Origin of the sequence: Brevibacterium sp. LS14 (assembly GCF_012027885.1) — a bacterium.
GTDB classification, from domain to species: domain Bacteria; phylum Actinomycetota; class Actinomycetes; order Actinomycetales; family Brevibacteriaceae; genus Brevibacterium; species Brevibacterium casei.
The window spans coordinates 110,248-124,050 of the sequence record NZ_SJXG01000053.1 but is presented as its reverse complement, the minus strand read 5'-3'; the positions used below and the strand labels follow the sequence as shown (position 1 = coordinate 124,050).

At 68.0% G+C, this 13,803-nt stretch carries 12 protein-coding genes; 6 read left to right on the top strand and 6 right to left on the bottom strand.

The annotated features are described in order from the left end of the window. Positions 1 to 35 precede the first annotated feature (35 nt). Both EZE58_RS12320 and EZE58_RS12315 read right to left on the bottom strand, forming a co-directional pair. The gene (locus EZE58_RS12320) at positions 36 to 980 is read right to left on the bottom strand and encodes an ABC transporter permease subunit (RefSeq protein ID WP_009376513.1); all 945 of its coding nucleotides are present in this window, start codon (positions 978 to 980) and stop codon (positions 36 to 38) included. Then, positions 980 to 2,272, bottom strand: a complete 1,293-nt coding sequence (locus tag EZE58_RS12315; RefSeq protein WP_101623398.1) for a glycine betaine/L-proline ABC transporter ATP-binding protein — start codon at positions 2,270 to 2,272, stop codon at positions 980 to 982. The genes EZE58_RS12320 and EZE58_RS12315 overlap by 1 nt, the downstream gene beginning before the upstream one ends. A 370-nt stretch (positions 2,273 to 2,642) precedes the next feature. On the opposite strand from EZE58_RS12315, the gene aroD reads away from it, so the two are divergent. Then, the gene (gene aroD / locus EZE58_RS12310) at positions 2,643 to 3,467 is read left to right on the top strand and encodes a type I 3-dehydroquinate dehydratase (RefSeq protein ID WP_009378629.1); all 825 of its coding nucleotides are present in this window, start codon (positions 2,643 to 2,645) and stop codon (positions 3,465 to 3,467) included. A 129-nt stretch (positions 3,468 to 3,596) separates the two neighbouring features. Here aroD and EZE58_RS12305 read toward each other — a convergent pair whose 3' ends face one another. After that, the gene (locus EZE58_RS12305; protein ID WP_009378635.1) at positions 3,597 to 3,896 is read right to left on the bottom strand and encodes a DUF4235 domain-containing protein; all 300 of its coding nucleotides are present in this window, start codon (positions 3,894 to 3,896) and stop codon (positions 3,597 to 3,599) included. A 158-nt stretch (positions 3,897 to 4,054) separates the two neighbouring features. Here EZE58_RS12305 and EZE58_RS12300 point away from each other — a divergent pair, with 158 nt between their 5' ends. Continuing rightward, entirely contained in the window at positions 4,055 to 4,306 is a 252-nt protein-coding gene (locus tag EZE58_RS12300) for a hypothetical protein (protein ID WP_009378637.1), read from the top strand. Here EZE58_RS12300 and EZE58_RS12295 read toward each other — a convergent pair. Both EZE58_RS12295 and EZE58_RS12290 read right to left on the bottom strand, forming a co-directional pair. Continuing rightward, positions 4,290 to 5,165, bottom strand: coding sequence for an aminodeoxychorismate lyase (locus EZE58_RS12295; RefSeq protein WP_009378639.1), 876 nt, complete (start codon positions 5,163 to 5,165; stop codon positions 4,290 to 4,292). The genes EZE58_RS12300 and EZE58_RS12295 overlap by 17 nt on opposite strands. 61 nt (positions 5,166 to 5,226) lie before the next feature. After that, positions 5,227 to 6,333, bottom strand: a complete 1,107-nt coding sequence (locus EZE58_RS12290; protein ID WP_009378641.1) for a VIT1/CCC1 transporter family protein — start codon at positions 6,331 to 6,333, stop codon at positions 5,227 to 5,229. A gap of 347 nt (positions 6,334 to 6,680) precedes the next feature. Here EZE58_RS12290 and EZE58_RS12285 point away from each other — a divergent pair, with 347 nt between their 5' ends. The 4 genes from EZE58_RS12285 (at position 6,681) to EZE58_RS12270 (ending at position 12,556) form a co-directional block, all read left to right on the top strand. Next, positions 6,681 to 8,678 (top strand): M28 family peptidase, encoded by a 1,998-nt coding sequence (locus EZE58_RS12285; RefSeq protein ID WP_167560645.1) that lies wholly within the window; start codon positions 6,681 to 6,683, stop codon positions 8,676 to 8,678. A 144-nt stretch (positions 8,679 to 8,822) separates the two neighbouring features. Further along, positions 8,823 to 9,275 carry a DUF3817 domain-containing protein gene (locus tag EZE58_RS12280; RefSeq protein WP_009378643.1) on the top strand — a complete coding sequence of 151 codons (453 nt, stop codon included), beginning with the start codon at positions 8,823 to 8,825 and terminating at the stop codon, positions 9,273 to 9,275. A 186-nt stretch (positions 9,276 to 9,461) separates the two neighbouring features. Continuing rightward, the gene (locus EZE58_RS12275) at positions 9,462 to 11,384 is read left to right on the top strand and encodes an SPFH domain-containing protein (protein ID WP_009378644.1); all 1,923 of its coding nucleotides are present in this window, start codon (positions 9,462 to 9,464) and stop codon (positions 11,382 to 11,384) included. A gap of 263 nt (positions 11,385 to 11,647) precedes the next feature. After that, the gene (locus EZE58_RS12270; protein WP_009378645.1) at positions 11,648 to 12,556 is read left to right on the top strand and encodes a cation diffusion facilitator family transporter; all 909 of its coding nucleotides are present in this window, start codon (positions 11,648 to 11,650) and stop codon (positions 12,554 to 12,556) included. Between the two features lie 93 nt (positions 12,557 to 12,649). Here the strand turns inward: EZE58_RS12270 and EZE58_RS12265 are convergent, their stop codons facing one another. Next, on the bottom strand, positions 12,650 to 13,768 hold the full coding sequence (locus tag EZE58_RS12265; RefSeq protein ID WP_009378646.1) for a tartrate dehydrogenase: 1,119 nt from the start codon (positions 13,766 to 13,768) through the stop codon (positions 12,650 to 12,652). Positions 13,769 to 13,803: the final 35 nt, after the last annotated feature.

Below are 13,803 nucleotides of genomic sequence, written 5' to 3'. Positions count from 1 at the left end.
TTTCCTTACTTCTCGGGGTGATGGTCGGATGGTCTTCAGCTCTGGACTCGGTCGATCTCGACGACGTCGACCTCCCGCGGTTGTGCGATCTGCCGGCTCTCCGCCGAGGTGTTCCGGCGACGCTTGAGCATGCCGAGGAGGGAGTTCGGGTAGTCCTTCGCCGATCCCAGCGCCGCCGTCACGCGGTCGAGGTAGATGGCGAGGATGACGACGCCGAGCCCGGCCTCGATGCCCAGCGGCAGGTTCTGTGTGGCGACGGCTTCGACGACGTTCTTGCCGAGCCCGTCGGCGCCGACGATGCCGGCGATGACGGCCATCGCCAGGGCGAGCATGATGACCTGGTTGATGCCGGCCATGATCGTCGGGGTGGCCAGGGGCAGCTGGACGCCGCGAAGGATCTGGCGAGGCGTGGCACCGAACGCGTATCCGGCTTCGACGGTCTCGGAGTCCACACCGCGGATGCCGAGCTCGGTGAAGCGGACGCCCGGGGGCAGGGCGAAGATCACCGTGGAGACGAGACCCGGGACGACGCCGATGCTGAAGAAGGTCACGGCCGGGATGAGGTAGACGAAGGCCGGCATCGTCTGCATGAAGTCGAGGATCGGTTTGACGATCGCCGAGACCGTGTCGTTTCGAGCCGCGAGGATGCCGACGGGGATCGCGATGATGATCGCGACGAGCGCGGCGAGGACGACGAGGGCGAGCGTCTGCATCGCGGAGACCCACTGGTCCATCGTCATGATGAAGAACAGCGTGATGAGGGTGCCGACGGCGAACTGCCACGACCTCACGAGCAGTCCGAAGAACGCGAGGATGAGGATGATGACGAGCGGATGGAGATCGACGAGCACCTCGGTGAGGGTGTCGACGAGGAAGCGGACGACAAGGGTGATGAAGTCGAAGAGCCAGGCGAGATTGTCCTTGAGCCAGTCGAAGGCGACATCCGCCCATTCACCGACCGGAATTCTGATGTCCTCCATCACAGGGCCTCTCTCTTCACGGCGTCCTCGGTGCCCACGGGGGCGGGTTCGTCGGCGAGCACCTCGTCGATCTCGCTCGCGGCCAGCGGTGGTGCCGGTGGCCGCACCTCTCCGTCCCCGGACTGGTGGCCGAGCGCGGCGAGGAGCGTGGCACGGGGGATCACGCCGACGAGGAGCCCCTGGTCGTCGACGACGGGCAGCGGCAGCGGCGACTCCGCCGACGGGATGAAGAGGTCGATGAGCACATCGTCCGGGGAAGCGACCTGCGCCGGAGGCGCGATGATGCCCTCGAGCGTCCTTGCCCCGGCGCGGATCCGGTCGACGGCGTCGCGGTCGGTGACGACGCCGAGGAAGCGGCGGTCGCGATCGGTGACGTAGACGGCCGAGGAGTACCCGTCGCGCATCGTCCGCAGCGCGACCCTCGGGCCGCTCTGATCGGAGATGACCTGACGCGGCTTCTCCATGACATTGCTCGCGGTGAGCACGCGGGCCCGGTCGACGTCCTGGACGAACTGGGCGACGTAGTCATTCGCCGGGTCGGTGAGGATGTCCTCGGGAGTGCCGATCTGCACGATCCGACCGTTGCGCATGACAGCGATGCGGTCGCCCATGAACATCGCCTCGTTGAGGTCGTGGGTGATGAAGATGATCGTCTTCTTGAACTTGGACTGGAGTTCGACGAGGAGCTCCTGCATCTCACGGCGGATGAGGGGATCGAGCGCGGAGAACGCCTCATCCATGAGGAGGATGTCCGTCTCCGCCGTGAACGCCCGGGCCAGACCGACGCGCTGCTGCATGCCGCCGGAGAGCTGACCGGGGACCTTGTCGCCCCAGCCCTTGAGGCCGACGGCGTTGAGCCAGTAGTCGGCCTTCTCCAGGCGTTGGGCCTTCGGCACCCCGCGGAGTTCGAGCGCATAGGCCGCGTTCTCGCGGACGGTGCGGTGGGGGAGGAGCGCGAAGTGCTGGAACACCATCGAGATGTGCTCGCTGCGGACTCTGCGCAGGGTTCCGGCGTCGGCCTTGGCGATGTCGGTGCCGAGGACCTCGACCGAACCCGACGTCGTCGACCAGAGACCGTTGAGAGTGCGGATGAGCGTCGACTTCCCTGACCCCGAGAGTCCCATGACGACGAAGATCTCACCCGGTTCGACTTCGAAGCTCGCGTCGATGACCGCGGCAGTGCCGAGCTTGGTCAGCTCATCCCGATCGGCGCCCTGTTCGAGGCGCTTGACGACTTCGTTCTGCCGTTTGCCGAAGACCTTGTAGACATGTGACGCTCTGACGACGCTCACGCGCTTCCTCCTTGCAGTCCAGATGCTCCGCAGCCACGAGAGGCGCCACCCTGTCGCGCGGTGAGGCGATGACCAGGTCGATCACGTGGGCCTCACCGCTCACGGAATTCTCTCGATCATTATAGAATTCTCCATGCATTTCAGCGGAAACTTTATTCCTGATATCCGGAGTGTTGTGTTTGACAGGCTATCTCACCAGGGACGATGCAAGTCGGTGTGTTATTTGATCGTTACATTCACAGCGTCGGTCGAGGTTTCCTGACACCTATTCCGCGCATTTCTCCGCATTCACTGACTTGTGAGTTCGGTTATCGCGGACGTTGTGCGGAATGTTCAGCGGGCGAGCTCGTCGACCCTCTATGGTGGAGGCGTGAAGCCGCTGCCGTTCCTCTCCGCCGCCTCCTCCGGGCGCTTGCCGACCCCGGCACAGCGCGATCCGGGACGACCGGCGATCATCGTTCCCGTCCAGCAGACTGATCCCAGTTCCCTGTCCGCCGCCTGTGCCGACATCGCCGCGAGCGGCATCGTCGACGTCATCGAATGGCGCATCGATCCGCTCGTCGTCGCGCTCGGGCAGGCCGCGGAGGCGACGGATGCGGGTCCTGCCCGGGTCGATGCGGATGCCGTCGCCGAGGCGGTCCGCGCCCTCGCCCCGCACGTGACCTCGGCGGGGCCGCCCGTGCTCGTCACCCTGCGCTCCGGTTTCGAGGGAGGGGAGGCCGACATCAGCGAAGCGGACTACGCCGAGGTGGTGCGCCGCCTCGGCGCTCTCGGGACGGCGGCGGTCGACGTCGAGATCGCCCGGTCGGGTGCGCCGGACCTCATCGACGCCGTCCATGCGCAGGGGGCCGCGGTCGTCGCCTCGCAGCACAACTTCACCGCCACGGACAGCGTCCCCGAGATGCGGACGACACTGGCGGCGATGCGCGAGGCCGGTGCCGACGTCGCGAAGATCGCGATGATGCCGCAGTCTCCGGCCGATGTCGCCGACCTCCTGCGGGCCACGGCCGAATCCGAGGCCCGGCTCGACTGCCCCGTCATCGGAATCTCCATGGGACGGCTGGGCCGGACCAGCCGCATCCTCGGAGGGGACTTCGGCAGCTGCGCGACCTTCGCCCAGATGGGGCAGGCCTCGGCACCCGGGCAGATCGATGCGGCGGAACTCGCAGCGATGCTCGACGCTCTCTGCGCCTGAAACCTCGTCAGAGCGGAGCAGGTCCGGTCGACATGCCTGCCGGCGATCGGGACGCCGATGCGAACGGCCCCGGATGCCGACTCACTGGTCGGCATCCGGGGCCGTTCGCACATCCGGTGTCGGTGAGGGTCAGTCGACGCCCTCGGCGATCTGCTTGCGGAACTTCTTCGGCAGCGCCTCGTCGCCGAAGTTGTTGCGCACGGTGTTCGCCGCCAGGCGCTGGACGATGAGCTGGGCGACGGCCACGCCGACACCGGAGACGACCGTCCAGGCGAGAGCCTCGGACATCGTGATCTCCTCATCGACCGGATTCGACGGTGCGGGGCGGTGCGTCGACTTCTCCCAGGCGAACGTGAGCACCTTGCGGGCTGCGAATGCCGCCGCGATGGGGGCTCCGACGCCGATGATCTGCCAAGCGAGCTTTCCCATGCCCGTGTCCTTTCGTCCGAAGTTCGGGGGTCGAGAGACCCCGCGCGGTGGCGAGGGATCCTCGGTGACCACACTATCGCAGGCGGGTCGATTTCATACTTTCGTGGGATGTGCCGGGCGTGCTCGCCCCCGTAGCGTGGAGGCACGGCAGTCGAGAGGTGGACACAGTGCTGAGCAGACGGAAGAACGTCGTCGTCACGAGCCTCTTCGTGCTCGGCGGGGCCGGATTCGTCCTCGGTCTCGTCCCCGACCTCGCTCCCGCCTTCTGGGTGCTCTGGCTCACCGGCTGCGGTGCCTCGATCCTCGGGCTCATCCTCGCCGCCACGGTCCCACGCGTCGACGACGATCGTGAGCGTCCGCCCGGGACCCGCGGGTCGGTCCAGTCCGGGGGTCTCACCCGGCGGCGATGATCCTCTGGAACTCCCTGGTCAGAGCCTCGTCCCGGTTGAGCTCCCTGCCGTCGAGCTCACGCAGCGTCACCGCCGTGCGGACCGAGGACACGAGCCACGCGCCGTCGGCGGCGTGGACGTCGTCGAGGCTGAGATCGGCGAAGTCCGCCCGCAGCTCGAGCCGGCCGGCATGGTCGAAGAGCAGACGCTGCGTCGTGCCGGCGAGCAGACCGGCGGTCGGGTCCGGGGTGAGGAGGTGGTCGCCTCGGCGGATGACGATGTTCGACGTCGGTCCCTCGAGGACGATGCCGTCGTGGGAGACGAAGACGACCTCGTCGACGCCCTGGGCCCGCGCATAGCGCAGCGCCGCCTGGTTGACGGCGTAGGACAGGGTCTTCGCGCCGAGGAGCAGCCACGGGGAGGTCCGCCCGAGATAGGCGGGGAAGCCTCGGTCGATGCTCACTGCGCGCACGCCCTCGGCGCGGGCGGTGACGATGCTGTCCTCGATGGGCAGGGAGAACGCCCAGCCGCGCGGGGCGTCGGTGCCCCGTGAGAGGGAGTAGCGCACGGCGAACTCGGTGACCCCGGGGTTCGCCTTGATCGTCTCGGCGACGACGGTGTCGACGGCCTGGCGCCACAGCCGGCGATCGGGTTCGGGAAGTTCGAGCGCCGAGGCGGAGGAGTGGAAGCGGGCGAAGTGCCGTTCGCGGGAGACGACGGTGGGCTCGCGCGTGGCCGGGTCGACGCGGACGAGGACGGTCTCGAAGATCCCATCCCCTCGGTGGGCCGCGAGATCCGTCACCGGCAGCTGGGGCGAGTTCAGCGGAGCCGACCTGATCGTCGACGCGCCGGGATCGATGAGGACGAGGACTTCGGTCATGCCCACAGTCTACGGTCGCCGCCCCGCCTGCGGGAGACCTTCCCGGCAGGTGAGGATGTTCTCAGGCAGTGCTGATGCCGAAGAGGAGACCGAGACCGTACGTGACGGCGGCCGCACCGAAGCCGATCGCCATCTGCCGCAGCGCGCGCGGACCGGGCGCCTTGCCGGAGAGCAGGCCGACTGTGCCGCCGGTGAAGAGGAGGGCGATGCCGACGAGGCCGGCGGAGAGGAACACGGCAGGCAGTCCGGACATGCCGAAGATGTAGGGAAGGATGGGGATGAGCGCGCCGGAGGAGAAGAAGCAGAAGCTCGAGATCGCCGCGCCGATGCCCGTGCCGAGCTCGTCGCGGTCGACTCCCGCGTCGAGGCTCGGCAGCTGCGGAGCCTGCGTCGACTTCGCCTCGGCGATCGTTCGGTGCGCCTGGGCCTCGGCCTCGGCCGGATCCATCCCGCGGGCACGGAAGACGAGAGCGAGCTCGTTCGCGTCGATGTTGAGGTCGGCCAGCGCATGCCGCGACTCGGGGTCCGGGGTCGAGGCGTCGAGGAGCTCGCGCTGGGAGCGGACGGAGATGTACTCGCCGGCCCCCATCGACAGGGCGCCGGCGAGGAGCCCGGAGATGCCGGTGAGGAGGATGACGGTGTTCGACACCCCTGCTGCCCCGACGCCGAGGACGAGGGCGAGGTTGGAGACGAGTCCGTCGTTGGCGCCGAACACGGCGGCGCGGAAGTTGCCGGACAGTCGGGCGCGGGATCGGGCGGCCAGGGCTCGGACCACCTCGGCGTGGATCCGCTCGTCGGCGGCCATCTCCGGGGAGGCGGCGACCTCGTTCTGATACGGCGAGCTCGTCTCCGACTGCTGGGCGAGGGCGAGGATGAAGACGGATCCGAAGAGGCGGCCGAAGAACGCGAGGCTGAGCGTGACGAGGTCGGGGGTGCGCTTCTTCTCGGCGTGCTCGCCGAGGAGGCTGATCCAATGCTGCTGATGCCGGGACTCGGCGGTGGCGAGGGCGAGGAGGATCTCGCGGTCCTCACCGGTGCGTCGGGCAGCGAGGTCACGGTAGACGCGCTCTTCGAGGCGCTCGTTCGCGAGGTAGCGCTGCCACCGGCGGATGGTTCGGCGATCGGGTGACTCCGAGGGCGCTGGGGCCGAGGACTGCTGGTTACTCACTGGTCGGATTCTACGGGGGATGCGGTCATGATTTCAATACTTGCGCAATTGCTTAACTATTGTTTGTTACCTATTCGTGACCTCAGCGCGTCCCTGATCGGCTAAGTTGATGAACTATGTGAATTGTGTCACCGTTTCGTTATAGAAGTTTGTGATTCGTTACCAAGCGGCGGATCGCTCGGCGGAACGCAAGAGTCAGATCCTCCCAGCACCAAGCGCGCCGCGCCGCTGCGGACTCCGCAGTCGGGCGCAGGCCTGCGCACGGACCGGAGTGCAGGGTCGTGCACGATCGACGGCCCATTCGAGGGGACGGATTCGCGTGGCACCTGAGGAGCGAAAGGAACTCCATGAAGTTACGCATCAGAGCCTCTCTGGCCGTCACCGCAGCAGCGGGACTGGTCCTGGGAGGCATGGCGCCGGCGACGGCCGCCGGCACCGCGGGACCGACAGAGCACACCGACATGGGCGTCACCGGCGACGCCGTGATGGATCACCTCCAGAACATCTCCGACATCTCCGTGGCGAACAAGGACTCGGGCTTCCGCGCCCTGGGCACGCCCGGCTACGAGGAGGCGGTGGAGTACGTCGAGCAGACGCTCGAGGCCACCGGCGCCTACGACGTCACGCGCCAGGCCTTCGACATCGAGGATCAGACCTACGGTGAGGTCGCGGTCAGCGTCGACGGTGAGGACATCGCCGTCAACCCTGCCAGCTACACCGAGGGCACCGAGGCACCGCTGACCGACGTGCCGCTCGTGCTGCCCACCGACGACGACTACTCCGACCTGGCCGGGGGCCAGCTCGGCTGCGCGGCCACCGACTACGACGACACCGCCGAGGGTGCCGTCGTCCTCGTCGCCCGCGGTTCCTGCACCTTCGGGGAAAAGGCGCAGGCCGCGACCGACGCGGGGGCAGCCGCCGTCATCATCTACAACAACACCAAGGACGCACCCGACGAGGAGCTCAACGCCACCCTCGGCGCGCGCATCGAGAACGGTGCACCGACCGTGGGCACGACCTACAACCTCGGCAACGGACTGCTCGAGGCGATCCAGGCCGCCGGTGACGGCGAGGCCCCGTCGACGGACTTCACGCTCGAGACCGAGTACAAGACGGTGACGACGTGGAACGTCATCGCCGAGACGAAGGCGGGCGACAAGGACAACGTCCAGATGTTCGGCGCCCACCTCGACGGTGTGCCGGAGGGCCCAGCCGCGAACGACAACGGCTCGGGTTCCGCGGCCCTGCTCGCCAGCGCCGAAGCGCTCGCGAAGCAGCCGACCGAGGTCGACAACGCGGTGCGCTTCGCATGGTGGGGCGCTGAGGAGGTCGGTCTCGTCGGATCCGAGAGGTACGTCGAGAGCCTGAGCGCGAGCGAACTCGCCAAGGTCAAGGCGTACATGAACTTCGACATGATCGGCTCGGACAACTACATCGTCGGCACCCTCGACTCCGACGGGTCGGATGTTCCGATCCCCGACGACATCAACGTGCCCGCAGGGTCCGCTGAGCTCGAGAAGGTCTTCACCGACTACTTCGAGACCGTCGACCAGCCCAACGTCGGCACGGACTTCTCCGGTCGCTCGGACTACCAGGCGTTCATCGACGCGGGGATTCCCGCCTCGGGTCTGTTCTCCGGAGCGGACGGAACGAAGACGGCCGAAGAGGCTGAGATGTTCGGCGGCACCGTCGGTGCCAAGCACGACACGAACTACCACCAGCCCAGTGACACGATCGAGAACATGAGCAAGGAGTCCATCGACATCTTCGCTCCTGCGATCGCGTACTCGGTGCACGCGCTCGCCTACGATCTCACCGATGCGCCGTCGCCGACGCCGACGGAGACCCCGACCGAGACGCCGACCGAGTCGCCCACGGACGATCCGGTCGAGCGGAAGCTGACGATCGACCCGACGACGATCGACGAGAACGACTTCGTCTCCGACAGGGGAGTCGCCGTCACCGCGGCCGGGTGCACGCCCGAGACCACGGCGACCATGACCGTGACCCCGAAGAACGGGAAGATCGAGAAGTTCGAGCAGACGGCGACCGTCAGTGTCGAGAGCATCGCGAACTTCGGCGTCCGCGGTCTCGACGCGTCGCAGTCGGCCCAGTACGTCGGCAGCTACGATGTCTCGGTCGAGTGTGAGGGCGGAGACGCGCTCACCGGCTCGTTCGAGGTCGTCGCCGCCGGAGCGGACGATCCGGGTGCCGGAGGCGGGGGAGACCTGCCGCGGACCGGTTCCGAAGCCCTCCCGCTCGTCGCCTCTGCCGCAGCGCTCATCGTGCTCGGTGTGGTCATGACCATGGGAGCCCGCCGCCGCAGGGCCGGCAGCCTGCAGTAACAACCCCGAAGCCACGCGGGCCGGTGACTGGACAAGTTCGCCGGCCCGCGTGTTCGTGTCTGCGGCGCTGACCGAGGTGTTCATGCCCACAGAATCGCCTCTCCTGCAGGACGCATTCAGCTTCGCCCGGCACAATGGGTTCCCGTGACTCCCAAGAAGCTCTTCAATTTCTTCGCCGTGGCCGAAGCCATCACGTGGGCGCTCCTCCTCTTCGGCATGTTCCTCAAATACGTCACGAAGACCACCGAGGTCGGCGTGCGCATCGGAGGCGGGATCCACGGGTTCGTCTTCCTCTGCTTCGTCGTCGTCGTCATCCTCGTCGGCGTCTCGCAGAAGTGGGGCATCGGCCGTCTCCTCATGGGGCTCGTCTCGGCCGTCATCCCGTTCGCGACGATCCCGTTCGAGATCGCCTCGAACCGGGCGGGCGCGCTCGACGGCGGGTGGGGTCTCGGACGTGAGGGGCGCGCACCCCGCGGACCACTGGAGAAGCTGTGCGCGTGGGCGATCCGCTCCCCGGGGCTGGCAGCGGGCATCGGCCTCGTCGTCGTCATCGTCGTCTTCGCCGGTCTCCTCGTCGTCGGACCTCCCGGGAAGTGAGCCGGACCGAGCCCCGCGCTCACTGAGCATCGCGGACACTGAGCCCCGCCTCGGCGAGGCTCTCACCTGGGATCATCGGAAGGATGACCCTGGGCAACACTGAGCCCCTCCGATAGGGTGGTGAGCATGGGGCGGCCGACCGGGCCGCCCTCATCGCATCCCTTACGAGGAACGGAAGGCCCGCTCATGGACCTCATGCTCGGCGTCGTCGGCATCGGCGCCATCATCGTCATCGTGCTCATCGCACTCGTCGTCATCCTCCGGTCGTACAAGATCGCCTCCCCGTCCGAGGCGCTCATCATCACCGGTCGCAACGCCTCGGGAGCGTCGGGGTCGGGGCGGATCATCATCGGCGGGCGCGCTGTCGTCTATCCGATCGTGCAGAAGGCGTTCATCCTCTCCCTGTCCTCGCGGCAGATCTCCGTCGAGATCGACGGCATCTCGAAGAACGGCATCGCCCTCAAGCTGCGCGGTGTCGCTCAGGTCAAGGTCGGGGGCACCGACGATGACGTGCGCAAGGCCGCACAGCGCTTCCTCGACCAGCAGGACCAGATCGACCACTACTCGAAGGAGATCCTCTCGGGCACCCTGCGCGCGGTCGTCGGCACGCTCACCGTCGAGCAGATCATCCAGGACCGCGCCTCCTTCGCCGCTCAGGTGCAGGAGGAGTCCGCGCACTCGATGAACAACCAGGGTCTCGTCATCGACACCTTCCAGATCTCCGCGGTCGAGGACGAGGGCAGCTACCTGCGCGACTGGGGTCGTCCGCAGGCCGCCGAGGTCGCGAAGAACGCCGCCATCGCCGAGGCGAACGCCTCCCGTGCCGCCGCCGTCGAGGAGGCGCAGCAGAACGAGGAGACGCAGAAGCAGCAGGCGCTGACCGACCAGGCGATCGCCGAACAGCAGCAGCAGCTCGCGCTGCGCCGTGCCGCCCTGAAGGAAGAGGCCGATCAGCGGCAGGCGACGGCCGACAACGCCGGCCCGCTCGCGGCCGCGGCCGAGAAGCAGAAGCTGCTCGAACGCGACCGCGTCGTCGCGAAGGAAGCCGCGGAGCTGCGCGCCGAGCAGCTCGACGCCGAGGTCCGCAGGCCCGCCGACGCCGAACGCTACCGGCAGCAGGCCGCGGCCGACGCCCGGGCCTACGAGATCGAGGCCCAGGGCCGCGCCGAGGCGGCGGCCGAACTCCACCGCCGGTCGAAGGAAGCGGAGGCGATCCGCCTCGAAGGCCAGGCTGAGGCCGATGCGATCAAGGCGCGCGGTGAGGCCGAGGCGCGGGCACTCGAAGCCCAGGCCGAGGCGTACAAGAAGTTCAACGACGCGGCCGTGCTCTCGAAGGTCCTCGAGGTGCTTCCCGACATCGCCGGCGAGCTCGTCGCTCCGTACTCGAACATCAAGGACCTCTCGATCGTCTCGACCGATGGCGAGTCGAAGCTCGCGAACTCCGTGTCGAACAACCTCGCGCAGGTCCTCGAGGTCGTGCGCGGCACGACCGGCATCGACCTCACCGACCTCGTCGATCGGGCGCAGAACCCCGACGGGGATGACGGAGCCGGTTCGGGCCCAGGTGCGGGGTCCGACGGCGGGTCCGGTTCGGGGCCCGGCGGAGGATCCGGTTCGGGTTCAGGGTCCGGCGGTCAGGTGATCGAGGGTCGGCTGGCTGACGTCGATGGTGCAGCCGGCCCCCGCCGAGGTGGGGGTGCCGATCGCAGCGGTCGCCGCGGAGGTGCGCCCGGTGGCCGTCGTCCGCGCGGCGGCCGGCGCGACGCTGGTCAGCGCGACGGCGGTCAGTGGGCGGGCTTCGACCCGGCTGACTTCCTCGACGCGGACGGCGGAATCGACATCCAGCACATCGGCGACGAGGTCAAGCGTGCCACCGGCATCGACGTCCAGGCCTACATCGACGAGGCGCTGCGCCGCCGCGACGGCAGAGGTGCCGGAGGAGCCGGAGGGGCGGGCGCCGGAGGCCCTGGCACTGGCACGAGCGGCCCGGGCACCGGCACGGGCAGCGCGGATTCGACCGGCGGGACCGGTGCTGGCGGCACCGACCGTTCGGAGTCCGGCCCTTCGGGGACGGACGATGACTCCGACGACGAGCCCGGCGGCGAGTAGCCGGCGGCCTGCCGCAGTCCGGCCGATTCGGCCCCAGCCATGCGCCCCCGAGGAGCATCCGGTTCGACAATCACGCGATTATCGAACCGGATCCGCCTCGGGGGCGCTCTGTGCTTCGGGCATGGCGTGGGGCAGGAGGCGAACTGGCCTCCCGGACGCGGTCGGGGCCGTGAGCCCAGGGTGATGAGCGGCACACAACGGACAGCGCTTCGCAATTTATAAATACATACGCATATGTTAATGTGACTTCGAAAGGAGTCCTCATGTCACACGACCACTCACACGAGACCGGGTCGCGCAAGCGCCTGGCCGTCGTGTTCTGCATCGTCCTGGTGATCTTCGCCTTCCAGGTCTTCGGCTCGATCTGGACGGGGTCGCTCGCGCTCCTCGTCGACACCGGGCACAACTCCGTCGACCTCATCGGGCTCGGCATCGCGCTCTTCGCGGCGACGCTGGTGGCCCGGCCGCCGAAGGGGCAGAAGACCTGGGGCTTCAAGCGCGCCGAGGTGCTCGCCGCCGGAGCGCAGGCGACGCTGCTCCTCGGCCTCGGCATCTACAGCCTCATCGAGGGTGTGCGCCGGTTCTTCGCGCCGCCGGAGGTGCCGGGGCCCGAACTGCTCATCTTCGGTGTCGTCGGTCTGGCCGGCAACGTCGTCTCGATCCTCATCCTCACCTCCTCGAAGAACTCATCACTCAACCTCAGAGCGGCGTTCCTCGAGGTCATCGCCGATGCGCTCGGCTCGGTCGGCGTCATCGTCGCCGCGGTCTCGATCTGGCTCTTCGACTGGACGCGGGCCGATGCCGTCGCGGCCCTCTTCATCGCCGCGCTCATCGTTCCGCGCGCCTTCGCGATCCTCCGTGAGACCGGGTCGATCCTGCTCGAGTCCGCCCCCAAGCAGCTCGATCTCGACGATGTCAGGAAGCACATCGAGGACGTCGACCACGTCGAAGAGGTCCACGACCTCCACGTCACGCGGATCGACTCGAACCTTCCGGTGCTCACTGCGCACGTCGTGCTCGCCGACGAGTGCTTCTACGACGGGCACGCTCCGAAGATCCTCGCCGACCTCCAGGACTGCGTGGCGAAGCACTTCAACATCTCCATCGAGCACTCGACGTTCCAGTTCGATCGTGCGAAGGACGCCGCCGTGGAGAAGCAGACCCACAGCTGAGGGGTGCCGCCGGGGTCCGAAGACGACGCCCGCCGCCGCGAAATGTAACGCGACGGCGGGCGTCATCTCTCCCTCACCCCTCCGGGCGGACTCTCAGTGTGAGGGTTCGGGCACGGCCGCCTCGGCGTGGAGGGCTTCGAGCTGGGCGACGATCGCCTCCGTCATCTCGATCGTGTTCGACTCGCCCCCGAGGTCGCGGGGAAGGATGCCCGCGGCAGTGACGTTCTCGATGGCGCGCCGGACCTCGTCGGCCTCCTGATGCAGGCCGAAGTCGTCGAGCATGAGCGCTGCCGACGAGATCGCCCCGATCGGATTGGACACTCCCAGGCCCGCGATGTCCGGGGCAGACCCATGGACGGGTTCGAACATCGAGGGGAAGCGCTTCTCGGGGTTGAGGTTCGCGCTCGCGGCCAGGCCGAGGCTGCCGGCGAGGGCGGAGCCGAGGTCGGAGAGGATGTCGGCATGGAGGTTGGAGGCGACGACGACGGAGAGCTGCTCGGGGTGGAGGACGAACTTCGCGCTCATCGCGTCGACGAGGACGCTCTCGGTCTCGACATCGGGATAGTCGGCGGCGACGCGCGCGAAGACCTCGTCCCAGAGGACCATGCCGTACTGCTGGGCGTTCGACTTCGTCACCGACGAGACCTTCTTCACCGCTCGCGTGCGGGCGAGGTCGAAGGCGAAGCGGATGATCCGCTCGGTGCCCTTCTCGGTGTGGAGGCTCGTCTGCAGGGCGACCTCGTTGCCCGGGCCGCGGCCGCTGAGGTTGCGACCGCCCATGCCCGCATACTCGCCTTCGCTGTTCTCTCGCACGACGATCCAGTCGAGGTCGGTGTCGTCGGCTTTGCGCAACGGCGATTCGACGCCCGGGAGGAAGGTGACCGGGCGGATGTTCGCCCACTGGTCGAAGGGCTGGGTGATGGCCAGGCGCAGTCCCCACAGGCTCGTGTGGTCGGGGACATCAGCCGAGCCGACCGCCCCGAAGTAGATCGCATCGTGCTTCCGCAGATCCTCGAGCCCGCCCTCGGGGATGTAGGTGCCGTGCTCGAGGTAGTAGGCCGAACTCCACGGGTACTCGGTGACATCGAAGGCGATGTCCCCATCGGAGAGCTTCGCGACGGTGTCGAGGACGCGCAGTCCCGCGGCGACGACCTCGCCGCCGATGCCGTCACCGGGGATGGAGGCGATGGAGAATGTCTGGGTGTCGGTCATGGCTGTCCTCGTTCGGGTGCGGTCGGGCTCCTTCC